Consider the following 24,680-nt stretch of genomic DNA (forward strand, 5'->3'; position numbering starts at 1 on the left):
GCCGCGCCCGCGCCCCGTCAGGACAGGCGGCGTCGACGCACCACGTAACCCACGGCCAGCAGGCCCGCGAGCATCAGCGCGTAGGTCTGCGGCTCGGGAATCGCCGGCGTGACCGCAAAGCCGCCGGCGTAGTACCCGAAGGCCTGGCCGAACAGTTGCGGGCCGCCCTTGACCCGGCCGTCGATCTTCACCACGTAGTCGCCGGCGGCGACGTCGTCGAAGCTGATGCCGTCCGACAGCTTGCCGTCCGCGGCGGCCTCCGTGCCGCCGCTCCACAGGCTGACTTCCGTCAGCTTGAGCTTGGGCGTCAGGAAGAAGCCGACCACGTCGGACACCGCGTCCAGCGTCAGGCTGCCGATCGACCAGTCGGCGAACTGGCGCTGCTGCACCGGCGCGTTGACCGCGCCGACGTAGCAGTTGCTCAGCCCGGCGACGTCGAAGCAGGTCGCGTCGGCGGCCTGGGCCGCCGGCGGGCCGGCGATCAGGACCGCTGTGCCGGCCGCCGCCAGCGTTCTCTTCAAGGCGAACTTCATTGCATGACTCCTTTTCTCGATGGATGTGGCAGTCGGGCGGGGGACCCCGCATGCTGCCTTCTGGCCAGGAAACTCCCCCACCCCTCCATTCGTCCGGCACGACGGCGAGCGCAGGCCGTCACTGCCATGTCAGCTGCCCGAAGCACACGCCGCTGCTGGCGCGGTACGGGAAGGTCAGCTCGGTGTCGTCGGTGCCGCGCTGCTCGCGCGCCAGCGTGCAGCCGAACAGCAGGCCGCGGCTGGGCTGGTACTGCAGGCCCAGGCTGACCGTGGTGAGCCGGTCGCGCGCGGTGGTGCCCTGCGCGAGCGGCACACCGCCGTCGAGCACCGGCGTCAGCACGAAGCTGTCGTCGAGCGTGCGGCGCTGGTGCGCGAGGCCGAGCTGGGCACGGATCTTGGACGTCGCGTCCCAGCGCAGGCGCAGCTCGGCACGCGTGGTGCGGCGCGCGTCGGCGTTGTCGGTGACGATCAGCGTGTCGTCGAAGCTGCTCGCGCCGGCGGTGTTGTCGCGCGCGGCGATCAGCGTCAGCACCGTCTTGCCGCTGAGGCGGCGCTCGTAGGCCAGCTCGCCGGTCCAGCCCTCGCCGTCGCGCGCGCCCTGCAGTTCGTGGCGCTCGCGCGTGCGGCTCAGGCGCGCGCGCAGGTCGCTCAGGTCGCTCGGCGTCCAGCGCAGCGAGAGCTCGAGGTCGTCACGCGTGAAGTCGTCCGCCAGCACGGCGCCGGCATCGTCGACGGCGTAGTGCGGGAAGCGCCCGTCGGTGCGGCGCAGCGCGACACGCGCCGAGCCCAGGTCGCTGGGCCGCCAGCGCAGGCCGAGCGTCGCGGCGGTCTGGCGCAGGTCGCGGTACTGGAACTCGAGGCGCGAGTAGCGCTCGTCGCTGGCCGCCAGGCCGGCCTCGAGCGTCCAGTCGGTCACCACGCCGAGCTGCGCCTGCAGCGCACCGCCGCGCGAGCGCTGCACGGTGCGGCCGGTGAAGTCCTGCTGGCGGTCGAGGTCGTAGCGGAACAGGCTGCTGCGCTGGTACAGGCTCGCCTGGCCCGACAGGCGGTTCACCGTGGCCCAGTCCAGGCGGGCCGACGCGGCGTAGGTGCTGCCGTCGAGCTGGGTGTTGTTCTTGTAGCGGTTCGCGCCGGCCTGCAGGTCGAGCACCAGGCGCTGCCGGCCGATCGGCTGGTCCAGCCCGAGCAGCAGCGAGGTGGTCGAGACGATGTCGCGCCGCGCCTTCTGCCCGTCGGGCGCGCGGAACAGGTTGGTCTCGCCGGCCACGTCCTGCCGCACGCCGATGCGCCAGGGGTTGGGGTCGTCCGGGCCTTGCGGCGCGGGGTCGGGGGCGGAGGCCGCAGCCTCCGGCGGCAAGGGCGCCGGCTCCTCGGCGCGCGCGGCGCCGGCCGCGAACAGGGCCGAGGCCAGGCAGGCCGCGCGCAGGCGGACGCGGGGTCGCTCAGTACGCATGGCGGTCGAACAGCACGAGCTTGAGCGTGCGGGCGATGATGCGCAGGTCGAAGCCGATCGACCAGTTGCGCAGGTACTCGAGGTCGTACTCGACGCGCGCACGCATCTTGTCGAGCGTGTCGGTCTCGCCGCGCAGGCCGTTGATCTGGGCCCAGCCGGTGATGCCCGGGCGCACCTTGTGGCGCAGCATGTAGGCCTGCACCAGGCGCCGGTACTGCTCGTTGTGCGCCACCGCGTGCGGGCGCGGGCCGACGATGCTCATGCGCCCCTGCAGCACGTTGACGAACTGCGGCAGCTCGTCGAGCGAGCTGCGGCGCAGGAAGGCGCCGAAGCGCGTGACGCGCGGGTCGCCGCGGCGCGCCTGCGCGATCTGCGCGCCGTCGTCGCGCGTGCTCATGGAGCGGAACTTCCAGACCACGATCTCCTCGCCGTTCAGGCCGTTGCGGCGCTGGCGGAAGATCACCGGCCCGGGCGAGTCCAGCTTGATGCCGATCGCGATGAGCAGCATCAGCGGCGCAATCAGCAGCAGGATCAGGCTGGACAGCACGATGTCGCTGAGGCGCTTGGCCAGCTCGTTGACGCCGGTGAACGGCGTCTCGAGCATGCCCACCACGGGCACGCCGCCCAGGTCCTGCAGGCGGCCCTGGATGATGCTGATGCCGAACACGTCGGGCGCGAGGTAGACCGAGGCGGTGCTGTCCTGCAGGCTCGCCAGCAGCGTGCCGATGCGCGGCTGCGAACTCAGCGGCAGCGCGATATAGACCTCGTGCACGCGCTGCTCGGCGAGGAAGCCGCGCACCTGGGCCAGCGAGCCGAGGCGGCGCCCGGCCGCGGCCGGATCGAGGCGCGTGCTCTGGCGGTCATCGAAGAAGCCGAGAAAGGTGTGCCCGCGGTCGCGCTCCTGCTCGAGCGCGCGTGCCAGCCGCACGCCCAGCGGGCCGGCGCCGATCACCACTGCCGCACGGCGCGCGTCCGGCCGTGCGGCCTGCCGGCGCAGCCAGGCCCGGCCCGCGAAGGCCGCGAGCCAGTGCAGCACCGGCGTCACAAATGCCCACTGGACCAGCACCGTGGTCGAGAACAGCCTGAAACTGTCCGTTGCGAATGCGCAAAGCCCGAGGATGATGAGCAGCGTGCCCCAGGCCACCACCACGTCCACCAGTGCGTTCAGCGGGCGGTCGCGAAAGCGGTTCACACCGGGGAAGCCGAGTGCAAACACGAGCAGGCACAGCACCGTGCCGGGGCGGTCGATGCCCTCGTCGTGCAGCGCCGCGAGCCCCAGGTAGCAGACGATGGTCAGCAGCGGCTCGAGCAGCGCCGCGACGAAGCTGCTCGCCGAGGGCGGTGCGCTGTCGAAGGTGCGGGTGCTGGTGCGTGTCTGGAGCATCGTTGGTGCGCGCGCCCGGCCGCGCAGCGTCGGTGCACGGGCTGCGCCGGCACCATCGCGCCGACGCCGGTCCCGCATCCGTCCGGGGTCAGGGTTGACCATAGCCCCGCACCCCTGCGCAGCCGCGCAAGCGGGTGGCTCAAACTGTCAACACATGTAGGGCCCGCACCGCCGCGCGCGGCCGGCCGGCGCGTCACTTGTGCCCTCGCCCGGGTAGTAGACTCGGCGCCCTTTAGCGGAACTTTCGACTGGCCTCCATGCAGCACGGGTTACCCGACCCGGGCGTCGCCGGTTCGGAGCTCACCCGCTTCCTGGCCCGCCTCGCGGAGGCGCCGGCGGCATCGGCCCGGCCGGCGTTCTCCGAGCGTCTGGGCCAGTGGCTCAGCTGGACCGGCGCGATCTCGCTGTCCGCAGCGCTGAACGCCGGGGCGGCCTCGCCGACACCCCGCGTGACGCGCCCCCTGGGCCACGAGGAAGCGGACTTCCAGCGCGTGCGCGCGGCCCTGCAGGCGTCCATCGATGCCGGGCCGGACGAACCCGCGTCGAGCCCGACCGACTTCGGCCCGCACCGCCGCCACTGCGCCGCGCGCCAGCACGCCATGCAGGAGGCCGTCGGCGCGCTGCGCCAGCGCCTGCGCGAGGCACTGGCGCAGCGTTCGGCCGGCGGCGCACGCCTGGCCGCGATCGACGCCGTGCTGGACGGCGCCCTGGCCGCGCAGGAGCGCAGCCTGCTCGGCCTGGTGCCGCTGCGCCTGCAGGCGCATTTCGAGCGCCTGCGGCGCGGCGCGGACCCGCACTGGGCCGACCGCTTCCGCGCCGACCGCGACCATCTTCTGCGCGCCGAGCTGGCGCACCGCCTGCTGCCGGTGCAGGGCCTGCTCGACGCGCTGCGCACCCTCGACACCCCATGAACCGACTGTTCCACCACGCCGCCTTCGCGGCCGGCCTGCTCGCCCTCGCCTGGGTCGCCGCCGGCTACCTGCCCGGCAACCTGCCGGCCTTCTCGCTCGTGCTGCTGATCGGCGCGTTCTACCTGGCCGGCGCGGCCGAGCTGCAGCGCTTCCAGCGCGACACCAGCGGCCTGGCGCAGGCCCTGGCAGCCACCCGCGAACCCCCGGCCGCGCTCGACGCCTGGCTCGCCGCGCTGCCCGCCGGCCTGCGCGACACGGTGCGCCTGCGCCTCGAGGGCGAGCGTGCCGCGCTGCCGGGCCCGGCGCTGACGCCCTACCTCGCCGGGCTGCTGGTGCTGCTGGGCATGCTCGGCACCTTCCTCGGCATGGTGGCCACGCTGCGCGGCACCGGGCTGGCGCTGGAGCAGGCCAGCGACGTGGCGGCGATCCGCGCCTCGCTGGCCGCGCCGGTGCAGGGCCTGGGGCTGGCCTTCGGCACCTCGGTGGCCGGGGTGGCGGCCTCGGCCATGCTCGGCCTGATGTCCGCGCTGGCCCGGCGCGAGCGCCGGCGCGCCGGCCAGCAGCTCGACGCGCGGCTTGCCGGGCCGTTGCGCGGCTTCTCGCGCGCCCGGCAGCGCGAGCAGGCGCTGCAGCTGCTGCAGGCCCAGGCCGAGACGCTGCCGGCGCTGGTGGCGCAGCTCCAGTCGCTGGCCACGCAGCTGGGCTGCCAGGGCGAGCAGCTGCACGAGCGCCTGCTGGCCGGCCAGGCGCAGTTCCAGGGGGAGGCGCAGCGCGCCTACACGGGCCTGGCCGAGTCGGTGGACCGCTCGCTGCAGACCAGCCTGGCGCAGAGCGCGCGCCTGGCCAGCGCGGCGATCGAACCCGCGGTTCAGGCCACGCTGGCCGGGCTGGCGCGCGAGAACGCCGCGCTGCAGGCCACGCTGGCCGCGGCCGTGCAGCGGCAGCTCGACGGCAGCGCGGCCCAGTTCGGCGCCGGGCTGGAGCGATTTGCGCAGGCCTTCGACCAGCGTGCCGAGGTCCTGCTGCGCGGCGTGGCCGAGGCACACGAGGCACTCGAGGCCCGCGCCGCCGCACGCGAGCGCGACCACGCCGCCGCGCTGCGCGAGGCCCTCGCGGCGCAGCAGCGCGACCTCGGCGCGGCGTTCGCGCAGACCGCGCAGTCGGTCGCCACGCAGGCGCAGGCGCAGGCCCGTGCCCTGCTCGACGAGGTGGCCCGGCTGGTGCAGGCCGCCGCCGAGGCGCCGCGTGCCGCGGCCGCGGTGATCGGCGAGCTGCGCAGCGCGCTGAGCGATGCCCTGGTGCGCGACAACGCCGCCCTCGAGGAACGCCATCGCCTGCTGGCCACGCTGGGCCAGCTGCTCGACGCGGTGGGCCAGGCCGGCACGCAGCAGCGCGCGGCCATCGACGCGCTGGTGCAGGCGGCCACGGCGATGCTGGACGGTGCCGCGACCCGCTTCGCGGCCACGGTCGACGCCCAGGCGCAGGTGCTGCAGGCCACCGCCGCGCAAGCCGACGCCGGGGCCGCCGGGCTGGCCGGTCTGGCCGAGGGCTTCGGCGCCGCGGTGCAGCAGTTCGACCGCACCGGCGAGCAGCTCGCGGCGCAGCTGCGGCAGATCGAGGCCGCGCTCGGCCAGTCGCTCGCGCGCAGCGACGAGCAGCTCGCCTACTACGTGGCGCAGGCGCGCGAGATCGTCGACCTGACGCTCGGCTCGCAGAAGCAGATCGTCGAGGACCTGCAGCAGGTGGCGCGTGTGGCCGCACGCGCCGAGGCGGACGCAGCATGAGCGCGCCGGGCCGCTCCCAAGCGCGAATCCCGGAGCACGGCGTGCGGAGGGTCCCACGATGACGCTCGACGACGATTTCGACGGCGCGGACGCCGGCACCCCGATCTGGGCCGTGTTCGGCGACCTGATGGCCGGGCTGCTGGGGGCCTTCGTGCTGATCCTGGTCTTTGCGCTCGGGCTGCAGCTCGACCTCGCGGCGCGGCTCGAGCAGGAGGTGCAGCAGCGCCAGGCCGAGGCACAACGCCGCGAGGCGCTCGAACGCGCGCTGGCCGGCCCGCTGGCGGCCGGCCGCGTGACCCTGGCCGACGGCCGCATCGGCATCAGCGGCAGCGTGCTGTTCGCGTTCAACTCCGCCGAGCTGCAGGCCGACGGCCGCCAGCTCCTGAAGAGCCTGGCCGGCCCGCTGGCGGCCTACCTGGCCACGCGCGACGAGGTGCTGATGGTCAGCGGCTTCACCGACGACCGCCAGGTGCGCGAAGGCACCCGCGCCCGCTTCGCCGACAACTGGGAGCTTTCGGCGCAACGGGCACTGACCGTGACGCGTGCGCTGATCGAGGACGGCGTGCCGTCCTCGGCGGTGTTCGCGGCCGCCTTCGGCGCCGAGCAGCCGGTGGCCTCGAACGCCGACGCCGCCGGCCGGGCGCTGAACCGGCGTGTCGAGATGGCCCCGACGCCGCGCCGCCGGCCGGCCGAGGCAGCCCCGCGATGAGCACGCGGCCCGAGCTGCCGCACGCCGGCCTGGACGCACTGCGCGCGCTGGTCGACCGGCTCGGGCGCGCACCGGCCCGCGCCGCGGGCACCGCGGCCGCGCCGGCGCCCTTGCCGCTGAAGGCCGTGAGCGCCTTCGGCCCGACCTGGACGCGCCTGCGTGCCGAGCGGCGCCTGCGCGAGGCGCTCGACCAGGTGCCGGCGCAGGCCGGGCCGCTCAACTCCTCGCAGGTGGTGCACCGGGCGCTGAGGGAACTGCACGCGCTCTCGCCGGCCTACCTCGACGCCTTCCTGCGCCATGTCGACACGCTGCTGTGGCTCGAGCAGTCGGCCGGACTGGGCGAAACGAAGCCCGGCCCGGCGGCGCGCAACCGCCCGGGCAGCCGGCGCACGCCGGTTGCGCGCGCTCAACCCGGCGGCGACGCCACGCGTGGAGACTCGTCCGCATGAAGCAACGAATTCTTGCCCTCGCCCTGCTGGTTCCCCTGGTGCTGCTCGAAGGCTGCGCGACCAGCCGCAGCGAAGTCCGGCTGGCCTCGCCGCCCCCGGCTGCCGCGCGCGCGCCGGACGCCAAGGCCCCCGCGGTGCTGATCCGCTCGGTGAAGGACGAGCGCGTGTTCGAGCAGGCGCCGGACGAACCGAGCACCCCTTCGCTCGGCTTCGAAGGTGCGGCGCAGGCCACCGCCGACATCAAGGCGCGCGCCATCGGCCGCAAGCGCAACAGCTTCGGCAAGGCACTCGGCGACGTGCTGCTGCAGGAAGGCCAGACCGTCGCCGGCGTGGTGCGCGAGAACCTGGCCGCGGCGCTCACCGCAGCGGGCTACCGGGTGGCCGACGAGAAGACGGCGGACCCGAACGCGCTGGTCGTGGACGTGCGCATCCGGAAGTTCTGGTCCTGGATCCAGCCCGGCTTCTGGGCCATCACGGTGGCGGCCGACATCGCCACCGACGTGGACGTCACGGGCGCGAGCGGCCCCACCTCCATCAGCGCGCATGTCGAGGACGGGCGCCAGATCGTCACCGAGGGGGCCTGGCTGGAGACCCTCGGCAAGGCCTTGCAGGCCTGGCGCCAGGACGCCGAGAAGAAGCTGCCGGCGCCGCCTCACTGAGCACGTTCAGCGGGCGCCGAGTTCCTCCCAGCGCTCCAGGGCCGCGAGCAGTTCGTCGTCGATCTGCGCGTGGCGCTGCTGCGCGGCGATCGCGGCCTTGGGATCCTTCACGTAGGCCTGCGGGTCGGCCAGCATCTCGAGCAGTCGCTTCTGCTCCGCCTCCAGCGCCTCGATGCGCCCGGGCAGTTCGTCGAGTTCGCGCTGTTCCTTGTAGCTGAGCTTGCGCGGCTTGTTCGCCGGCGGGGGCGGCGCGGCGGGGGCGGCCCGGGGCTTCTCGGGCGCCGCCGGCGGCGGGGCCGCGGCGGCGCGCAGCGCGAGCATGCGCTCGTGCTGCACGCGCCAGTCCTCGTAGCCCCCTTCGTACTCGCGCCACAGGCCGGGTGACTCGTCGCCGGCCCAGGCGATCGTGCTGGTGACCACGTCGTCGAGGAAGCGCCGGTCGTGGCTGACCAGGAACACCGTGCCGGCGTAGTCCTGCAGCAGTTCCTCGAGCAGTTCGAGCGTGTCGATGTCGAGGTCGTTGGTCGGCTCGTCGAGCACCAGCACGTTGGCCGGCAGCGCGAACAGGCGCGCCAGCAGCAGCCGGTTGCGCTCGCCGCCGGAGAGCGTGCGCACCGGCGCGTTGGCACGCTCGGGCGCGAACAGGAAGTCGCCCAGGTAGCTCATCACGTGCTTGCGCTTGCCGCCGATCTCGACCCACTCGCTGCCCGGGCTGATGGTGTCGGCGAGCGTGGCCTCGAGGTCCAGCCCCGAGCGCATCTGGTCGAAGTAGGCGACGGCAAGGCGCGCGCCCTGGCGCACCGTGCCCGAGGTCGGCGCGAGCTCGCCGAGGATCAGCTTCAGCAACGTGGTCTTGCCCGCGCCGTTCGGGCCGATCAGGCCGACCTTGTCGCCGCGCAGGAGGGTGGCGCTGAAGCGCTCGACGATGAGCTTGTCGCCGAAGCGCAGCGTCACGTCCGTCAACTCGGCGACGATCTTCCCGCTCGGCACGCCGGCATCGAGTTCGAGCCGCACCTGGCCGAGCGACTCGCGCCGCGCGGCGCGCTGCGCGCGCAGCGCCTGCAGCCGCGCCACGCGCGCCACGCTGCGCGTGCGGCGCGCCTCCACGCCCTGCCGCACCCACACCTCCTCCTGCGCGAGCAGCTTGTCGGCACGCGCGCTGGCCAGTGCCTCGGCGGCGAGCTGATCCTCCTTCGTGCGCTCGTAGGCGGCGAAGTTGCCGGGGTAGCTGCGGATCTGCCCGCGGTCGAGCTCGATGATGCGGGTGACCACGTTGTCGAGGAAGGCGCGGTCGTGGCTGATCAGCATCACGCTGCCGCGGAAGTCGCGCAGCAGCGCCTCGAGCCAGGCGATCGCGTCCAGGTCGAGGTGGTTGGTCGGCTCGTCGAGCAGCAGCACGTCGGGCACCGCCACCAGCGCCTGCGCCAGCGCGACACGCTTGCGGGTGCCGCCGCTGAGCTCGCCGACGGTGCGCGCGCCGTCCAGGCTGAGCCGGTGCAGCGTGGTCTCGACGCGCTGCTCCCAGTTCCACGCGTCCAGCGCCTCGATGCGCGTCTGCAGCGCGTCCAGGTCGGTGCCGGCCTCGTGCGCCTCGTAGGCGGCGCGCACGGCGCGCGCCTCGGCCACGCCCTCGCTGACCACGTCGAACACCGTGGCCGAGGCGTCGAACTGCGGCTCCTGCGGCACGTAGCGGATGCGCAGGCCCTGGGTCATCTGCAGCAGCCCATCGTCGGGCTTCTCCAGCCCGGCGACGATCTTCAGCAGCGAGGACTTGCCCGCGCCGTTGCGGCCGATCAGGCCCAGGCGCTCGCCGGCCTCGAGCGAGAAGCCGGTGTGGTCGAGCAGCGCGACGTGCCCGTAGGCGAGCTGCGCATCGGAAAGCGAGAGGACGGCCATGCGGCCGATTGTCCCCCGGCACAATGAACCCTCGCCCACGAACCGAGCCGCCGATGCTGCAACGCCGCCCCTGGGTCCCGCGTGCCTGCGAGGACCTCGTGCAATCCGTCGCCGCCGAGACCGCCGCGAGCGATGCCGACACGCTGGCCGAGCGCCTCTTCTCGCTGGCGGCCGAGAACCGCCGCATCCACGACCAGCACGGCATCAACCTCAACCCGGCCAGCAACGTGATGAACCCGCGCGCCGAGGCCTTGATGGCGGCGGGCCTGGGCACACGCGCCTCGCTCGGCTACCCGGGCGACAAGTATGAGACGGGGCTGGAGGCGATCGAGCGCATCGAGGTGATCGCCGCCGAACTGGCGGCCGAGGTGTTCGACGCCGCCTACGCCGAGGTGCGCGTGGCCTCCGGGGCGCTGGCCAACCTGTACGTGTTCATGGCCACCTGCACGAGCGGCGACACCATCATCGCGCCGCCGCCGGAGATCGGCGGCCATGTCACGCACCATGCCGCCGGCGCGGCCGGCCTGTACGGGCTCAGGACGATTCCCGCGCCGGTGCTGGCCGACGGCTACACGGTCGACGTGCCGGCGCTGCGGGCGCTGGCGCTGCAGCATCGGCCGAAGCTCATCACCGCCGGCGGCAGCCTGAACCTGTTCGAGCACCCGGTGGCGGCGCTGCGTGCGGTGGCCGACGAGGTGGGCGCGAAGCTGCTGTTCGACGCGGCGCACCTGTCGGGCATGATCGCCGGCCGCGCCTGGCAGAACCCGCTCAAGCTCGGTGCGCACGCGCTGACGATGAGTACCTACAAGAGCCTGGGCGGACCGCCCGGCGGGCTGATCGTCACCGACGACACGGCGCTCGCGCAGCGCCTGGACGCGATCGCCTACCCCGGCCTGACGGCCAACTTCGACGCCGGCCGCGTGGCGGCGCTGGCGGTCGGGCTGATCGACTGGCGCCGCCACGGCGGCGCCTACGCACACGCCATGCAGGAGACCGCGCGTGCGCTCGCCGTCGCATTACATGCGCGCGGCCTGCCGGTGCATGCGATGGCACGCGGCGCGACCACCTCGCACCAGTTCGCCGTCGAGGCGGCGCGCTGGGGCGGCGGCCAGGCCGCGGCAAGGCGCCTCGGCCGCGCCGGCCTGCTGGCCTGCGGCATCGGCCTGCCGATCGCGCCGGTGGCGGGCGACGTCAACGGCCTGCGCCTGGGCGTGCCGGAGATCGTGCGGCTGGGCATGGGGCCCGCGCACATGGACGAACTCGGCGCGCTGATCGCCGACGCGCTGGAAGGCGACCCGCTGGCGGTGGCACCGCGTGTGCAGGCCATCCGCCAGCGCTTCCGCGCGCTTCACTTCATCAACTGACGCATCAACTGACGAACAGGTAGTCGCCCAGCGCGGTCGACGGCGTGGAGGTCAGCGTGCCCAGCAGCGTCAGCTCGGCCGCCGAGACGTCGGCATTGGCGTCGGCCGCGGTGAACAGGAACACGCCGGTCGCGCTGCCGTTGTCGACCGCGAAGATCGCGGTGCGGCCGACCGCATAGGCCGCGGTCGCGTCGCCGATCTTGGCCGCCGCGCTGGCGGTGGTGATGGCGCCGGCGATGTTGGACTGCACGATCACCAGCTCGGCCGTGGCCGAGAAGCCGCCCGAGGCGGCACGCACCACACCGCCCTCGACCACCGTGTCGCCATCGCCCACACGCAGCAGGGCCTGCGAGACGGCGATGTCGTCGCTGCCGCTGCGGAAGTCGTAGACCAGGTCGGTGCCGACCCGGCTGTTGAACACGAAGTCGTCGGCGCCCACACCGCCGATCAGGCTGTCGTTGCCGGAGCCGCCGATCAGGGTGTCGTTGCCCGCGCCGGCGGCGATGCGGTCGTTGCCGGCATTGCCGTCGAGCCGCACCGCGCCCTGCGTCTGGCCGCCGAAGGCCACGTTGAGCACCGAGATCTTGTTGTTCAGCGCGTTGCCGTTGCCCGTGATCACCGGCGGCGTCGGGTTCGTGATCGACGGGAACGGCGTGTAGACCGACAGGTTCTCGACGTTGGCGGCCAGCGTGTAGCTCGTGAAGCCGCTGCCGCCGAACATGATCACCCGGTCGTTGCTGCCCTCGCCTGCCACCTCGACCACGCGGTCGGCGGCGCGGTCGACCCAGTAGGTGTCGTTGCCGGCCCCGCCGAGCATCGAGTCGGCGCCGGCCGAGCCCGGCTGGCCTGCGATCGCCGGGAAGGAGAGATCGCCGTAGAGCTGGTCGTTGCCGGCCCCGCCGACCAGCGTGTCGGCACCGTCCTCACCCCACAGCACGTCGTTGCCGTTGCCGCCGACCAGGCTGTCGTTGCCATCGCCGGTCTCGAAATCGCCGAAGCCGCCGAACAGGATGTCGTCGCCGTCGCCGCCGTTCATCGTGTCGGCACCGCCGCCGCCGAACATCTGGTCGGAAGCGGCGGAGCCGGTCTGGTTGTCCGCGGCAGCGAAGATCAGGTCGATGGAGCCCACCGGATCCTCGGCGAAGGCGTCCAGGAAGGTCGCGAACGACACGTTGATGCCGGTGCCGCTGAACACCTCGACCCGGCCGCCCGCCACCGAGAGGTCGACGAGGTAGAACTTCGCGCCGGTGATGGTGCCCGCCGGCGCCGCGCCGGCCGCGAGCCCCGTGCCGGTGTACTCGATGACGAAGTCGCCGGCATCCAGCACGGCCTTGGTGGGCGTCACCGAGCTGAGCGCGATGCTCTGCTCGATGCCGTACAGCAGGCCCCAGAAATCGCTGGTGGCGGCGGGCTTGTAGGTGAAGGTGGCCATGCGGGTCCTCTCGCGGTGGGTGGATGGGTGGATGGGTGCGCGGGCGCAGTCGCGCCGATCCTAGGGGCGCCCGGCTGGCCGCCGGCGCCACCGGTCCCCAGAACGAGGGAGCGGGAAAGCGAGCGCCCCGCGGCGCGGACCATTCCGGGACCACAACGTGGCCGCATGAGCATCGCTGCGTGAGACCGGCGTGACCGCCGACGCCGAGGCTTGATTCGCCCACCCGGCCGGCAGCGCCGTCCGCGGCGGGCGTTCAACCCGACAGATGGAGGTCTCCCGATGAGGAACACGACACCCGACCCGCTGGGTCGAAGGACGCGGCCGCTGGCCGCCACGCTGCTGGCGCTGGCGCTGGCCGGCAGCGGCCTGGCTGCCACGTACGCGCAGGCCCACGAGGGCGCGAGCCCGGTGCAGCTGCGCGAGCACATCGCCCGCCAGGTGGGCGGGCTGCAGACGCTGAAGGTGCCGGCCGAGGCCGACCTGCCGCAGCCGCGGCTGGCCGACGGCCGCCCCGACCCGTACTTCCAGACCACCGAGGCCAAGCGCTACCTCGGCAAGCTGATGTTCCACGACCCGGTGCGCACCGCGCGCATCCGGCCCGAGTTCGGCGGCTCGCCCGCGACGGCGCAGACCGCCTCCTGCGGCAGCTGCCACTTCGGCGAGGCGGCCTCCAAGGCCGGCACGCTGCTGAACTTCGCCGTCGGCGGCGAGGGCCGCGGCTACACCGACGAGGACGGCCGCTTCATCCCGCGCCGCCGCCCGCGCACCGACATCCTGCCGGCACTGCGCCAGGCCCCGCTGTTCCCGGGCGACGCGCGGGTCGACGCGCTGCCGACGCTGACCGACATCTACCAGACCCCCGGCGGCGTGATCGCCGGCAGCCCGGCGCTGGGCCGCAAGCTGCCGCCGCCCTTCCAGCTGCTGGCCACCGGCCGGCTCGACGGGCTGGACAGCGTGGGCCGCAACGCCCCCGGCGTGATCGGCTTCGCGTTCAACAACCGGCTGCTGATGGGAGGCTTTGCCGGCGAGCCGGATGCCTCGCCCGGCGGCCTGAACCCGTTCGGCCACCCGGCGCAGGAGAACGTCGCGCTGCTGCTGCTCGACGCGCACCGCATGCTCGAGGCGCAGTCGGGCGCGCTGGAGAAGATCGCCGTCTACCGGGCGCTGTTCCGCGAGGCCTTCCCCGAGGAGGCCGCGCAGGCCCCGGGCTGCCGGCCCGAGACCGCGCCGGCGCCCGGCGCCTGCGACGCGCTGATCAACGACGTGACCGCCTTCCGCGCCACGGCGAGCTTCATGCGCACGGTGGTGACGCGCAACACGCCCTGGGACCGCTTCCTCGCCGGTGCGAACGGCGCGCTGACGGAGAAGCAGCGACGCGGCGCACGGCTGTTCTTCACACGCGCCGAGCAGGGCGGCGCCGGCTGCTTCACCTGCCACAGCGGGCCGATGCTGAACAAGCAGGTCAACGACCCGGACGTGGCCGGCGTGGGCGCCTTCGTGGAGGAGAACTTCCACAACCTCGGCCTGGCCGACCACCCGCTGCAGGCGCTGAACCGCGCGGCGCGCAACGACCCGGCCTTCCGCGACGACGGGCGGCGCGAGATCACCGGGCGCGACAGCGACGCGTTCAAGTTCCGCACGCTGACGCTGCGCCAGCTGAAGGATGCCCGGCTGTTCTTCCACAACGGCGCGTTCACGCGCGTCAAGGACGTGGTGCAGTACTTCAACGCCGGCGTGCCGCAGGACGCCGTGGCCGGCAGCGCGCCCACGCTCTCGCCGCGCTTCGCCTTCCCGCGCGGTGCGGGCGCGCCGCGCGGCCTGGGGCTCTCGGAGCGCGAGGTCGAGGAACTGACCGACTTCCTCGAGAACGCGCTCTACGACCCGGCCTTCGCGACGCACGACCCGGCCTCGAGCACACGCAGCTTCCAGCTCAACGAGCGCGACCTGACCTACTCGAAGTACCGCCCCGACCTGGCCGCGCTCGGCGCACGCGACGGCTTCCCGCCCAGCGGCCGGGCCCAGGACAACGACGACCCGCTGTCGCGCCGCGACCAGGGGCTGGAGTTCCTGGACGTCACGCCGCAGGCCCATGTGGCGCTGCGCAGCGACGCGCGCCACGGCGGCCGCGGCCAGCACGACGTGCTGCGCATCACCAACAACAGCACGGCGGTGATCGACACCCACCTGCTGGTGGTGCTGCAGGGCCTGCCGCGCGACGCGCGCCTGCTCAACGCGAGCGGCACGACGAGGGCCGGCGAGCCCTACCTGCGCGTGTTCCTGCCCGAGGGCGAACTCGCCCCCGGCCGCAGCGTGGTGCGCGAGCTGCGCCTCGCCCGCGGCGGGCGGGACGGGCGCGACTGGCGCGACGAGCGCGACGGGCGCGACGACCGGCCGCTGCGCTACACGCTGCGGCTGCTCTCGGGCCAGGGCGAACCGTGAGCCGGCCGGCGGTCTAGCCGAGCCACGCCATCGCGCGCTTCGCCGCGGCGAGCACACGATGGTCCTCCCCCTTCCGGCCGACCAGCTGCAAGCCGACCGGCAGGCCGTTCGCGCCCCGGGCGAAGGGCAGGTGCACGCAGGGCAGGCCGAGCAGGCTCCAGGGCCGGCAGTACAGCGGGTCGCCGGTGAAGGCCAGGCCCGCGGGCGCCGTGTCGCGCGTGCTCGGGGCGAGCAGCACGTCGAAGCGCTCGAACAGCGTGTCGACGTCGCTGCGCCAGCGCGCGGCGCGCGCACGCAGCGCCTCGACCTGAACGGCGTCGAGCGCGGCGCCGCGGTCCAGCAGCTCGAGCAGCGCCGGGCTCAGGCGCTCGCGATGCACGCGGTGTTCATGGGCCAGCGAGAGCGCGGTCTCGTGGGCCTGCAGCGCGCCCTGCAGCGCCGCGATGTCGGCGACATCCGCCGGCAGCGCGGCGTCCTCGCAGCGCGCGAGCCTGGGCGCGAGCACGCGCACGGCCTGCTGCCAGCATGCGATCACGTCGTCTGCCGCGTGGTCCCGGTCGGGGCCGGGGGCGAGGCCGAGGCGGAAGGTCTCCGGCACCGGCTCGTCGAGCGCGCGCCGGTCGCCGAGCAGCACCGCCGCGAGCAGCGCCGCATCCTCCACCGTGCGGCCGAAGCCACCCACCACGTCCATCGACTCCGCGTTCGGCTTCACGCCGGCGCGCGGCGCGCGGCCGAAGCTCGGCTTGAAGCCGACCACGCCGCAGTAGGCCGCCGGCCGGACGATCGAGCCGGCGGTCTGCGTGCCGAGCGCGAGCGGCAGCATGAAGTCGGCCACCGCGGCGGCCGACCCGCTCGACGAGCCGCCGGGCGAATGCGCCGGGTTCAGCGGGTGGCGGGTGACGCCGGCCGTCATGTTGGCGAGCTCGGTCGTGACGGTCTTGCCGGCGATCACCGCGCCGGCGCCACGCGCCAGCGCCACCGGCGCCGCGTCGGCGGGCGGGCGGTGGCCGGCGTAGATCGGCGTACCGCAGGCCGTCGGCTGGTCGGCGGTGTCGAGGATGTCCTTCACGCCCAGCGGCAGGCCGTGCAGCAGGCCGCGCAGCGGGCCGGCGTCGAGCGCACGCGCCTGCGCGAGCGCGGCGTCGGCATCGAGGTGGGCGAAGGCCCGCACCTCGGGCTCGCGAGCGGCGATGCGCTCCAGACAGGAACGCAGCAGCGCCTCGGCGCTCAGCTCGCGGCGCGCGAGCCGACGCGCAGCCTCGACGGCCGTCAGCCGATGCCACTCGTTCACGACGCCAGCGCCTTCTCGAGCGCCGTGACGAACATGTCGGCCACGTCGAACCCGGTCTGGTTCGTGATCTCCTGGAAGCCGGTCGGCGAGGTCACGTTGATCTCGGTGAGGCAGTCGCCGATCACGTCCAGCCCCACCAGCAGCAGGCCGCGCGCTGCGAGCACGGGGCCGAGCGCTTCGGCGATCTCGCGGTCGCGCGCCGACAGCGGCTGCGCCACGCCCTTGCCGCCCACCGCCATGTTGCCGCGGATCTCGCTGCCCTGCGGGATGCGCGCCAGCGCGTGCGGCACCGGCTCGCCGCCGATCAGCAGGATGCGCTTGTCGCCCTTCACGATCTCGGTCAGGTAGCGCTGCGCCATCACCGTGGTGGTGCCGCCCTTGTTGAGCGTCTCGACGATGCTGCCGAGGTTCAGCGCGTCCGGGCCGACGCGGAAGATGCCCATGCCGCCCATGCCGTCGAGCGGCTTGAGGATGATGTCGCGCTGCTCGGCGTGGAAGGCGCGGATCGCAGCCTCGTCGCGCGTGACGATGGTCGGCGAGATGTACTGCGGGAACTCGAGGATCGCGAGCTTCTCCGGGTGGTCGCGCAGCGCCGCGGGCCGGTTGAACACCCGCGCGCCCTCGCGCTCGGCTTGCTGCAACAGGTGGGTGGCGTAGAAGTACTCGCTGTCGAAGGGCGGGTCCTTGCGCATCACCACCGCGTCGAGCTCGGCCAGCGCGAGCGTCGGCGTGGCCAGTTCGGCGAACCACTGCGGGTGGTCGCCGGTGAGCGCGATCTGGCGCAGCGCGGCGACGACACGGCCGTCGCGGCGCCACACCAGGTCCTTCGGCTCGCAGGCGAAGAGCTGGTGGCCGCGCGCCGCGGCGGCCCGCATCATCGCGAAGCTCGTGTCCTTGTGGGTCTTGAAGTACTCGAGCGTGTCGGCGACGAAGAGGATGCGCATGGCCGGCACTGTGGCACAAACGCAAAGGGCCCGCAGTGCGGGCCCTCCGAGGCGTGCCGCGGGTTCAGGCGGTCGCCAGCGCCGGCTCGCGGCGGGCGTCCAGGCTCAGCGCCCCGGCGCCCAGCGCCGCGACCATGAACAGGCCGCCGGCCACCGACAGGTTCTTCGTGAACATCAGCTGCTGCACGAAGGCCTGGTCCGCGGGCACGGCCCAGAACTTGTGGAACAGCACGCTCGCGGCCAGCGTGAACAGGCCCAGCGCCAGCGCGGCCCAGCGCGCCTGGAAGCCCACGACGATGAAGACGCCGCCGACCAGCTCGAGCAGCCCGGTGGCTACCGCCAGCACGGTCGGGAACGGCAGGCCGGCGCTGGCGATGTAGCCGGCGGTGCCTTCGATGCCGGTGAGCTTGCCCCAGCCGGCCAGGATGAACATCAGCGCCAGCAGCACGCGGCCGGCCAGCAACAAGGGGGTCTTCAGGGTGTTCAGGGTGTTCAACATTTTCAATGCTCCGTGGATCGGGTTGCCAAGTCCGCAGTCGCCTGCGGTTCTGTCGTGCACGGAGCGAAGATTAGGCGTAGCTGCCGGACTCGGGGCGGGGCCGGCTTGACGCCATCGTTCGAAAATTTAGTCCGACAGGGCCACCTCGGACAGCGGCACGCCGGCGAGCGGCGCCAGCACCTCGACGATCAGCGCATGGTCGTCGCGCTGCGGCAGGCCGGAGACCGTGACCGTGCCGACCACGCCCATGCCACGCACCGTGATCGGGAAGGCGCCGCCGTGGCTGGCGTAGTCGCGCGTGGCCAGTCCCATCTTCGATTCGAGCGTGCCGCCACCTTGTTCCAGCTCGCGGCCGACACGGTAGGAGCTGCGCCCGAGCAGCTCGCAGGTGTTGCGCTTGCGGCGCGCCCAGTCGGCATTGCTCGGCGCGGTGCCCGGCATCGCGTGGAAGAACACCAGCTCGCGGGCGAGCCGGATCTCGATCGTCACCGCCTGGCCGCGCGACTCGGCGAGCGAACGCAGCGCGCAGCCGAGCGACCAGGCGTCGGCCGGGCCGAAGCGCTCGAACTGCAGGCGCTGCTCCTGCTCGGCGAGCTTGTTCAGATCGTGTTCCAGCGTCATGCGCCCAGCCCCCTCAGCACGTCGTAACACGCGCCCATCGTGTGGTAGTCGGTCTTGCCGGCCGGGCTCTTCTCGTCGCTCAGCTTGCGGTTGTCCGGCCCGAGGATGCGGTACCAGGCGCCGTGCCGGTGGTCGACGAAATGCTGCCAGGCGTACGACCAGATCCGGTCGTACCAGCCCCAGTACGAGGCATCGCCGCTGCGCAGCGCGAGCAGCGCCGCGGCGGCGAAGCTCTCGGCCTGCACCCAGAAGTACTTGTCGCCGTCGCAGACGCGGCCGTCCGGCCCGAAGCCGTAGACCAGGCCGCCGTGCTGCGCATCCCAGCCGCGCGCCATCGCGGTGTCGAAGAAATGGCGCGCGCGCGGCAGCAGCCAGCCGGGCCGTTCGCCTTCGGGCAGCGCGCGCTCGAGCTGCATCAGCAGCTTGGCCCATTCGGTGAGGTGGCCGGTCTGGTAGCCCCAGGGTCGGAAGATGTTGGTCCGGTCGTCGCGGTTGTAGTCCCAGTCGACCGACCAGGCACCGTCTGCCCCCACGCCGTAATGCTCCCAGACCAGCCCATCGGCCAGCGCCGCCAGCCGGCCGGTGACCGAATCGGCGAGCGTCAGCGCCCGCTGCAGATAACGCCGGTCCTGCGTGGCGTCCCAGGCCGCGAGGTTCGCCTCGCAGGCGTGCATGTTGGCGTTCTGGCCGCGGTAGGGCTTGAGCTGCCAGTCGGGCGTGGCCTCGTCGGCATACAGCCCTTGGGCCGGCTCCCAGAAGCGCTGCTCCATCAGCGCCCAGGCGGCCTCCAGTCCCGCGCGCGCCTCCGCCACGCCGGCCAGCAGCGCATGGGCGTGGGCCAGCAGCACGAAGGCGAGGCCGTAGCAGTGGTTGGTGCCGTCGCGCACCGTCGCACGCCCGGCATGCCAGTCGATCTCCCACGCGTAGCCGCCCTGCGGCTGCGCATGCGCGTCGCGCAGGAAGGCGAGGCCGTGGCGAACGCGCTCCTGGTAACCCGGCGTGCCGAAGCGCCGCCAGGCCATCGCGTGGTTGAACACGAAGCGCGTGCTGCTGACGAGGTGGCGCGTGCGCCGGTCGTAGACGCTGCCGTCGTCCTTGTAGAACTGGAAGAAGCCGCCCGACGGATCGACGCAGCGCGCGTCGTAGAACGCGAGCGTGTGCCGGACGTGGTCGAGCAGGAAGGCGGGGCTGCGGAAGTCGGCCGTCACCACGCCTCCAGACCCATCTGTCGACGCCCCAGCGGCGACAGGTCGGCCGCCTGAGCGCGCTGGTCGAACCCGACCTCGTAGTCCTCCGGCGCGAAGTCCGGGCTGCTGCGCCCCTCGAGGAAGGCCGCGGCCTGCTTCTTCGCGAAGGCCTCGTTCTTCTCGCACCAGGGTGCCGCGCCGATGTAGATCACGTTGCTGTAGCCGCTGCCGCCGTGTTTGTCCTCCACCGCGTGGATCACGTCGGAGTGCCACCAGATCGTGTCGCCCGGCTCCATCTGCGGGATCGAGACCAGGCCCTCCAGCAGCGCGGCGTGCCACTGCGGCGAGGCGCCGAGCGCGCGGCCGGGCTGGGCGCCGCACAGGTCGCCCTCGGGCACGTCGGCCTGCAGCGCGCGCAGCAGCATCCACGGCGTGGTGCGGGCCAGCGGCACCAGGCGCAAGGTGCCGTCGCCCGGGCCCTGGCGCGTCAGCGCGGTCCAGCCCTGGAAGGTGCGGAACGCGGAGCAGACGGCCGGCGAGGGGATCTCCTTCGTCGCGATGCGGCCCTCGGCGTCGAACGGGTCGAAGGCCAGCGGGTCGCCCTCGAACACCGGGCGGTACATGGCGCGGAACGTCGCCTCGCACCAGCGCTCGACCGAGCCGCCGTCGGAGTGCGGCGAGAGGCCGAGCGAGGCATCGCCCGGCTCGCGCCGGCGGATGCGGTCGGCGTAGTTGAACTGGCGGTCCGGGTCGAAGAAGCGCACGCCGTTCTTCTCGAAAGTCCAGAGGCGATTGAGCCAGGCGCGTGTGACGGCCATGTGTTCGTGCTGGCGCGCGAACATCTGCGGCTTGGACCAGTACAGGCTGTAGATCTGCGGCCGGCTCGAGGCGAGCGTGCTGAAGTACTTGTCCAGCCCCGCCTTCTCCTTCATGCGCTCGAGGTAGCGCACCGCGTCGATGTAGCGCACCACCTCGTCGTTCCAGGCCTCCACCTGCGCCCGGTCGTAGACGCCGCGGATCACCACGCAGCCGCGCCGCTTGATGCGCGCCACCTGCTGCGGCGAGACGCGGCCGGCGGCGACATCGGCATAGGCCAGCTCGGGCACCGCGCCGCCGCCCACCTGCTCGGCACGGATCGCGCTCACCTCGTCGGCCAGGGCCTGCGACAGGCGCAGGAAGCGGCCCGCGACGTCGTGCACCTCGCGGCGCAGCAGGCGCTGGGTCTCCGTGACCGCCCGGGGCACGTCGTTCATCCAGGCTTCCATGGTTCGTTCTCCTAGAAGGTGATGGCTTCGGCGCGGCCGCTCGCCGCCGAGGCCAGGCCGGCCAGCGCGACGGCCATCGAGCGCAGGCCGTCGGCGCCGGTCGCCAGCGGCGCACCCTGCCCCGCGCAGGCGGCGGCGAAGGCGCGGAAGCCGGTTTCGTACAGGTCCACCGGCGGCACCTCGAGTTCGCGCTCGCCCTGTGCGTCGCGTTGCCAGAGCCGCGCAGTGCCGGCCTGCGAGAGCGAGCCGACCGCGTACAGCGAGCCCTCGGTGCCCAGCAGGTGCAGCCGCGTCGCCGCATGCTGGGCGACGAAGGACTCGTGCGTCTGCGCCAGCACGCCGCCCTCGAACTCGATCACGCTCATCGCGCCGTCCTCGAGCGCGCCGCGCGCCAGGCCGTTGTGCTGCACATGCGTGCTGATGCGCCGCGGCTCGGCACCGGCGAGGTAACGCAGCAGGTCGGCGTCGTGCACCAGGATGTCGAGCACCACGCCGCCGCCGGCGCCGGGCGCGTCGAGCCGCCAGCCCTGCAGGTGCGGCGGCAGGAAGACCGCATGCGACACCTGCACGCCGTGCAGCCGGCCGATGCCGCCCGCGGCGACGATCTCGCGCATCAGGCGGTGCGCCGCCTGCGCGCGCAGGTGGTGGTTGGTGCCGAGCACCCGCCCCGCGCGCTGCGCCGCCTCGACCATGCGGCGCGCGTCGGGCAGGTTCATCGCGATCGGCTTCTCGCACATCACGTGGCAGCCGGCCTCGAGCGCCGCGAGCGTCTGTGCGCAGTGCTGCTCGTTGGTGGAGCTGACGTAGACCGCGTCGAAGCGCCCTTCCTTCAGGAAGGCGGCGAGGTCGGTGTACGAGGCCTGCAGGCCCAGCGCGGTGGCGAACTCGCGCGCACGCACGGCGCTGCGCGAGCACACCGCCACCGGCTCCTGCCCGGGCACCTTGCGCAGCGCCGGGATCACCCGCTCGGCGATGTGGCTGGCGCCGACGAAGCCCCAGCGCATCGGCTTGACCATGAACTTCTCCGACATCAGTTGAGACGCTTTCCGCTGGCCGGATCGAACAGGTGCAGCGCGCCGGGCGGCACGTGCACACGCACCGCCTGGCCGGGTTCGACGCTGGGCAGGCCGCCCATGCGTACCGTGGCCTCGCCGACGCCCAGATCCACCAGCGCGTAGGTCTCGGGGCCGGTGGGCTCGACCAGCGACACCGTGCCCTTGAGCAGCGCATTCTCGTCGTTGGCCGGGCGCATCGACAGGTCTTCCGGGCGCACGCCGACGATCAGCTTGTCGCCCGTGGCGCCGGCGGCACTGCCGATCACCTGCCCGTCGGCCAGGCGCAGCGTGCCCGAGGCCTCGCGCACCGCCTCGAAGCAGTTGATCGACGGCGAGCCGATGAACTCGGCGACGAAGCGGTTCGCCGGCCGCGAGTACAGCTCCAGCGGCGTGGCGAGCTGCTGGATCAGGCCGTCCTTCAGCACCGCGATGCGGGTGCCCAGCGTCATCGCCTCGACCTGGTCGTGCGTGACGTAGATCGTCGTGACGCCGGTGCGCATGTGCAGGCGCTTGATCTCGGCGCGCATGTCCACGCGCAGCTTGGCGTCGAGATTGGACAGCGGCTCGTCGAACAGGAACAGCTGCGGGTGGCGCGCCAGCGCGCGACCGATCGCGACGCGCTGGCGCTGGCCGCCGGAGAGCTGGCGCGGCTTGCGCTCGAGCAGGTGCTCGATCTGCAGCATCGAAGAGACTTCCTTGACGGTCTTCTGGCGATCCGCTTCCGGCACGCCGCGCATCTCGAGCGGGAAGGCGATGTTCTGCGCCACCGTCATGTTCGGGTACAGCGCGTAGGACTGGAACACCATCGAGATGTTGCGGTCCGCGGGCTCGACGTCGGTGATGTCGCGCCCGCCCAGCACGATGCGCCCGCCGCTGGGCTCCTCGAGCCCCGCGACCAGGTTCATCAGCGTGCTCTTGCCGCAGCCCGAGGGGCCGACCAGCACGAGGAACTCGCCGTCGGGCAGCGCGATGTCGATCTCGTGCAGCACACGCACGCCGCCGAACGCCTTGTGGATGCCCTGGAGCTTCAGATCGGCCATGTCGCGGGCTCCTCAACCTTTCACCGAACCGGCCATCAGGCCACGCACGAAGTACTTGCCCGACAGCACGTAGACGATCAGCGTCGGCAGCGCGGCGATGAAGGCGCCGGCGAAGTGCACGTTGTATTCCTTCACGCCGGTGCTGCTGTTGACGAGGTTGTTCAGCGCCACCGTGATGGGGAAGGACTTGTAGTCGGAGAACGAGGCGCCGAACAGGAAGTCGTTCCAGATGTTGGTGAACTGCCAGATCACCGCCACCACCATGATCGGCGCGCTGTTGGGCAGCAGCAGGCGGAAGAACAGGCGGAAGAAGCCCGCGCCGTCCATGCGCGCCGAGCGCACCAGCTCGCCCGGGAAGGCCGAGTAGTAGTTGCGGAAGAACAGCGTCGTGAAGCCGATGCCGTAGATGGTGTGCACGAACACCAGCCCCGCCACCGTGCCGGCCAGGCCCATCAGCCCGAGCGTGCGCGCCATCGGGATCAGCACGATCTGGAACGGGATGAACATCGAGAACAGCAGCAGTGCGAAGATCGTCTGCGCGCCGCGCATGCGGAACTGCGTGAGGATGTAGCCGTTGAACGCGCCGATCACCGCCGAGATCAGCACCGCCGGCACCACCATCAGCAGCGAGTTCAGGAAGTAGGGCGCGAGGCCGGTGGGCTGCACGCCGATCTGCGCCAGGCTCCAGGCCTGGCGCCAGGGCTCGACGGTGGGGGCGACCGGCAGGGCCATCAGGTCGCCGGCGCGGATCTCGTCCAGCGGCTTGATGGAGTTGGCCAGCATCACGTAGATCGGCAGCAGGAACAGCAGCGCCAGGAACACCAGCACCGCGTACAGCAGCCAGCGGGGCGCGTGCTGGGCGAGGGTCTTCTTCCTAGCCATGGCCGCCCGCCAGCTTGCGCGTCTCGCGGATGATGTGCGGCATCACGACGATCGCGATGGCGATCAGCATCAGCACCGCGCTGGCCGCGCCCACCGCCATCTCGTTGCGCGTGAAGGTGTACTGGTACATGAACACCGAGGGAAGCCAGGTCGAGCGGCCGGGGCCGCCGCCGGTCAGCGCGATCACCAGGTCGTAGCTCTTGATCGCCATGTGGGCCAGGATCACCAGCGCCGAGATGAAGCTCGCGCCGAGCTGCGGGAAGATCACGCGCTGGTAGATGCGCCAGGTGCGCGCGCCGTCCAGCCGCGCCGCGTTGATCACCTCGTGGTCCACGCCGCGCAGGCCGGCCAGGAACAGCGCCATCACGAAGCCCGAGGTCTGCCAGACCGCGGCGATGACGATGCAGTAGATCGCGAGGTCAGAGTCCTTCACCCAGCCGAAGCTGAAGCTCTCCCAGCCCAGCGTGCGCAGCGAGCGCTCCAGGCCGATGCCGGGGTCCATCACCCACTTCCAGGCCGTGCCGGTGACGATGAAGGACAGCGCCATCGGGTACAGGAAGATCGAGCGGAACGTGCCCTCGGCGCGGATCTTCTGGTCGATCAGCACCGCGAGTGCCAGCCCGAGCACCGCGCACAGCACGATGTACAGCGTCGCGAAGATGCCGAGGTTGCGGACCGACACCTCCCAGTTGCCGAGTTCGAACAGGCGCTGGTAGGCGTCCGGCCCGGCCCAGGTGGTCACCGGCATCAGCGTGGATGCGGTGAACGACAGGTAGATCGTGAAGGCGATGTAGCCGTACACGCACGCGCCGATCAGCAGCACGCTCGGGCTGAGCACGAGCTTGGCGATCGGCGGTGCGCGCACGGCGGTCCTCCTTCAGCC

At 72.8% G+C, this 24,680-nt stretch carries 21 protein-coding genes and 1 pseudogene; 7 read left to right on the forward strand and 15 right to left on the reverse strand.

Features of this window, described 5'->3' with window-relative positions; translation table 11 throughout:
* Positions 1 to 17 precede the first annotated feature (17 nt).
* The 3 genes from D9C15_RS12825 to D9C15_RS12835 form a co-directional block, all read right to left on the reverse strand.
* The gene (locus D9C15_RS12825; protein ID WP_127997844.1) at positions 18 to 533 is read right to left on the reverse strand and encodes an FxDxF family PEP-CTERM protein; all 516 of its coding nucleotides are present in this window, start codon (positions 531 to 533) and stop codon (positions 18 to 20) included.
* Positions 534 to 651: 118 nt separating this feature from the next.
* On the reverse strand, positions 652 to 1,986 hold the full coding sequence (locus D9C15_RS12830; protein ID WP_127997845.1) for a TonB-dependent receptor: 1,335 nt from the start codon (positions 1,984 to 1,986) through the stop codon (positions 652 to 654).
* Positions 1,976 to 3,370, reverse strand: a complete 1,395-nt coding sequence (locus D9C15_RS12835; protein ID WP_127997846.1) for an undecaprenyl-phosphate glucose phosphotransferase — start codon at positions 3,368 to 3,370, stop codon at positions 1,976 to 1,978. The genes D9C15_RS12830 and D9C15_RS12835 overlap by 11 nt, the downstream gene beginning before the upstream one ends.
* Before the next feature lie 257 nt (positions 3,371 to 3,627).
* Between D9C15_RS12835 and D9C15_RS12840 the strand changes: the two genes are divergently transcribed.
* From D9C15_RS12840 to D9C15_RS12860, 5 genes and pseudogenes are all read left to right on the forward strand, one after another.
* Positions 3,628 to 4,281 (forward strand): DUF3348 family protein, encoded by a 654-nt coding sequence (locus tag D9C15_RS12840; protein ID WP_127997847.1) that lies wholly within the window; start codon positions 3,628 to 3,630, stop codon positions 4,279 to 4,281.
* The gene (locus D9C15_RS12845) at positions 4,278 to 6,065 is read left to right on the forward strand and encodes a DUF802 domain-containing protein (protein ID WP_127997848.1); all 1,788 of its coding nucleotides are present in this window, start codon (positions 4,278 to 4,280) and stop codon (positions 6,063 to 6,065) included. The genes D9C15_RS12840 and D9C15_RS12845 overlap by 4 nt, the downstream gene beginning before the upstream one ends.
* Before the next feature lie 58 nt (positions 6,066 to 6,123).
* Complete coding sequence (locus D9C15_RS12850) at positions 6,124 to 6,774, forward strand: OmpA family protein (RefSeq protein WP_127997849.1); 651 nt, start codon at positions 6,124 to 6,126, stop codon at positions 6,772 to 6,774.
* A pseudogene (locus D9C15_RS12855) lies at positions 6,714 to 7,223 on the forward strand (DUF2894 domain-containing protein); the annotation flags it as partial. The gene D9C15_RS12850 and the pseudogene D9C15_RS12855, both read left to right, overlap by 61 nt.
* Positions 7,220 to 7,882, forward strand: a complete 663-nt coding sequence (locus D9C15_RS12860) for a flagellar biosynthesis protein (protein WP_127997851.1) — start codon at positions 7,220 to 7,222, stop codon at positions 7,880 to 7,882. The pseudogene D9C15_RS12855 and the gene D9C15_RS12860, both read left to right, overlap by 4 nt.
* A gap of 6 nt (positions 7,883 to 7,888) precedes the next feature.
* Here the strand turns inward: D9C15_RS12860 and D9C15_RS12865 are convergent, their stop codons facing one another.
* Positions 7,889 to 9,778 carry an ATP-binding cassette domain-containing protein gene (locus D9C15_RS12865; RefSeq protein WP_127997852.1) on the reverse strand — a complete coding sequence of 630 codons (1,890 nt, stop codon included), beginning with the start codon at positions 9,776 to 9,778 and terminating at the stop codon, positions 7,889 to 7,891.
* 53 nt (positions 9,779 to 9,831) lie between these two features.
* Here D9C15_RS12865 and glyA point away from each other — a divergent pair, with 53 nt between their 5' ends.
* Positions 9,832 to 11,142, forward strand: a complete 1,311-nt coding sequence (gene glyA, locus D9C15_RS12870) for a serine hydroxymethyltransferase (protein WP_127997853.1) — start codon at positions 9,832 to 9,834, stop codon at positions 11,140 to 11,142.
* A gap of 4 nt (positions 11,143 to 11,146) precedes the next feature.
* Here the strand turns inward: glyA and D9C15_RS34475 are convergent, their stop codons facing one another.
* Positions 11,147 to 12,574, reverse strand: coding sequence for a calcium-binding protein (locus tag D9C15_RS34475; RefSeq protein WP_127997854.1), 1,428 nt, complete (start codon positions 12,572 to 12,574; stop codon positions 11,147 to 11,149).
* A gap of 279 nt (positions 12,575 to 12,853) precedes the next feature.
* Here D9C15_RS34475 and D9C15_RS12880 point away from each other — a divergent pair, with 279 nt between their 5' ends.
* On the forward strand, positions 12,854 to 15,013 hold the full coding sequence (locus D9C15_RS12880; protein ID WP_127997855.1) for a cytochrome-c peroxidase: 2,160 nt from the start codon (positions 12,854 to 12,856) through the stop codon (positions 15,011 to 15,013).
* A gap of 13 nt (positions 15,014 to 15,026) precedes the next feature.
* Here D9C15_RS12880 and D9C15_RS12885 read toward each other — a convergent pair whose 3' ends face one another.
* From D9C15_RS12885 to D9C15_RS12930, 10 genes are all read right to left on the reverse strand, one after another.
* Positions 15,027 to 16,304 carry an amidase gene (locus tag D9C15_RS12885; protein WP_127997856.1) on the reverse strand — a complete coding sequence of 426 codons (1,278 nt, stop codon included), beginning with the start codon at positions 16,302 to 16,304 and terminating at the stop codon, positions 15,027 to 15,029.
* The gene (gshB, locus tag D9C15_RS12890) at positions 16,301 to 17,248 is read right to left on the reverse strand and encodes a glutathione synthase (protein ID WP_127997857.1); all 948 of its coding nucleotides are present in this window, start codon (positions 17,246 to 17,248) and stop codon (positions 16,301 to 16,303) included. Before gshB ends, D9C15_RS12885 begins: the two co-directional genes overlap by 4 nt.
* 64 nt (positions 17,249 to 17,312) lie before the next feature.
* The gene (locus D9C15_RS12895) at positions 17,313 to 17,747 is read right to left on the reverse strand and encodes a DoxX family protein (protein WP_127997858.1); all 435 of its coding nucleotides are present in this window, start codon (positions 17,745 to 17,747) and stop codon (positions 17,313 to 17,315) included.
* Positions 17,748 to 17,873: 126 nt separating this feature from the next.
* Positions 17,874 to 18,368, reverse strand: coding sequence for a heme-degrading domain-containing protein (locus tag D9C15_RS12900; protein ID WP_127997859.1), 495 nt, complete (start codon positions 18,366 to 18,368; stop codon positions 17,874 to 17,876).
* The gene (locus tag D9C15_RS12905; protein ID WP_127997860.1) at positions 18,365 to 19,576 is read right to left on the reverse strand and encodes an AGE family epimerase/isomerase; all 1,212 of its coding nucleotides are present in this window, start codon (positions 19,574 to 19,576) and stop codon (positions 18,365 to 18,367) included. Before D9C15_RS12905 ends, D9C15_RS12900 begins: the two co-directional genes overlap by 4 nt.
* A complete protein-coding gene (locus D9C15_RS12910) occupies positions 19,573 to 20,820 on the reverse strand; it encodes a YbiU family protein (protein WP_127997861.1) in 1,248 nt (415 codons plus the stop codon). The genes D9C15_RS12905 and D9C15_RS12910 overlap by 4 nt, the downstream gene beginning before the upstream one ends.
* An 11-nt stretch (positions 20,821 to 20,831) precedes the next feature.
* Positions 20,832 to 21,851: a Gfo/Idh/MocA family protein gene (locus D9C15_RS12915; RefSeq protein WP_205854792.1), complete on the reverse strand. Its 1,020-nt coding sequence runs from the start codon at positions 21,849 to 21,851 to the stop codon at positions 20,832 to 20,834.
* Positions 21,851 to 22,915: an ABC transporter ATP-binding protein gene (locus D9C15_RS12920; RefSeq protein WP_127997862.1), complete on the reverse strand. Its 1,065-nt coding sequence runs from the start codon at positions 22,913 to 22,915 to the stop codon at positions 21,851 to 21,853. The genes D9C15_RS12915 and D9C15_RS12920 overlap by 1 nt, the downstream gene beginning before the upstream one ends.
* A gap of 12 nt (positions 22,916 to 22,927) precedes the next feature.
* Positions 22,928 to 23,797, reverse strand: a complete 870-nt coding sequence (locus tag D9C15_RS12925) for a carbohydrate ABC transporter permease (RefSeq protein WP_127997863.1) — start codon at positions 23,795 to 23,797, stop codon at positions 22,928 to 22,930.
* A complete protein-coding gene (locus tag D9C15_RS12930) occupies positions 23,790 to 24,662 on the reverse strand; it encodes a carbohydrate ABC transporter permease (RefSeq protein WP_127997864.1) in 873 nt (290 codons plus the stop codon). Before D9C15_RS12930 ends, D9C15_RS12925 begins: the two co-directional genes overlap by 8 nt.
* Positions 24,663 to 24,680: the final 18 nt, after the last annotated feature.

The organism is Piscinibacter defluvii, assembly GCF_004011805.1.
Classification (GTDB): domain Bacteria; phylum Pseudomonadota; class Gammaproteobacteria; order Burkholderiales; family Burkholderiaceae_C; genus Piscinibacter; species Piscinibacter defluvii.

What these genes read in the sequence shown, in the direction of transcription:
- D9C15_RS12825 (WP_127997844.1), bottom strand. Translation starts at nt 533, where the DNA reads ATGAAGTTCGCCTTGAAGAGAACGCTGGCGGCGGCCGGCACAGCGGTC.
- D9C15_RS12830 (WP_127997845.1), bottom strand. Translation starts at nt 1,986, where the DNA reads ATGCGTACTGAGCGACCCCGCGTCCGCCTGCGCGCGGCCTGCCTGGCC.
- D9C15_RS12835 (WP_127997846.1), bottom strand. Translation starts at nt 3,370, where the DNA reads ATGCTCCAGACACGCACCAGCACCCGCACCTTCGACAGCGCACCGCCC.
- D9C15_RS12840 (WP_127997847.1), top strand. Translation starts at nt 3,628, where the DNA reads ATGCAGCACGGGTTACCCGACCCGGGCGTCGCCGGTTCGGAGCTCACC.
- D9C15_RS12845 (WP_127997848.1), top strand. Translation starts at nt 4,278, where the DNA reads ATGAACCGACTGTTCCACCACGCCGCCTTCGCGGCCGGCCTGCTCGCC.
- D9C15_RS12850 (WP_127997849.1), top strand. Translation starts at nt 6,124, where the DNA reads ATGACGCTCGACGACGATTTCGACGGCGCGGACGCCGGCACCCCGATC.
- D9C15_RS12860 (WP_127997851.1), top strand. Translation starts at nt 7,220, where the DNA reads ATGAAGCAACGAATTCTTGCCCTCGCCCTGCTGGTTCCCCTGGTGCTG.
- D9C15_RS12865 (WP_127997852.1), bottom strand. Translation starts at nt 9,778, where the DNA reads ATGGCCGTCCTCTCGCTTTCCGATGCGCAGCTCGCCTACGGGCACGTC.
- glyA (WP_127997853.1), top strand. Translation starts at nt 9,832, where the DNA reads ATGCTGCAACGCCGCCCCTGGGTCCCGCGTGCCTGCGAGGACCTCGTG.
- D9C15_RS34475 (WP_127997854.1), bottom strand. Translation starts at nt 12,574, where the DNA reads ATGGCCACCTTCACCTACAAGCCCGCCGCCACCAGCGATTTCTGGGGC.
- D9C15_RS12880 (WP_127997855.1), top strand. Translation starts at nt 12,854, where the DNA reads ATGAGGAACACGACACCCGACCCGCTGGGTCGAAGGACGCGGCCGCTG.
- gshB (WP_127997857.1), bottom strand. Translation starts at nt 17,248, where the DNA reads ATGCGCATCCTCTTCGTCGCCGACACGCTCGAGTACTTCAAGACCCAC.
- D9C15_RS12895 (WP_127997858.1), bottom strand. Translation starts at nt 17,747, where the DNA reads ATGTTGAACACCCTGAACACCCTGAAGACCCCCTTGTTGCTGGCCGGC.
- D9C15_RS12900 (WP_127997859.1), bottom strand. Translation starts at nt 18,368, where the DNA reads ATGACGCTGGAACACGATCTGAACAAGCTCGCCGAGCAGGAGCAGCGC.
- D9C15_RS12910 (WP_127997861.1), bottom strand. Translation starts at nt 20,820, where the DNA reads ATGGAAGCCTGGATGAACGACGTGCCCCGGGCGGTCACGGAGACCCAG.
- D9C15_RS12915 (WP_205854792.1), bottom strand. Translation starts at nt 21,851, where the DNA reads ATGTCGGAGAAGTTCATGGTCAAGCCGATGCGCTGGGGCTTCGTCGGC.
- D9C15_RS12920 (WP_127997862.1), bottom strand. Translation starts at nt 22,915, where the DNA reads ATGGCCGATCTGAAGCTCCAGGGCATCCACAAGGCGTTCGGCGGCGTG.
- D9C15_RS12925 (WP_127997863.1), bottom strand. Translation starts at nt 23,797, where the DNA reads ATGGCTAGGAAGAAGACCCTCGCCCAGCACGCGCCCCGCTGGCTGCTG.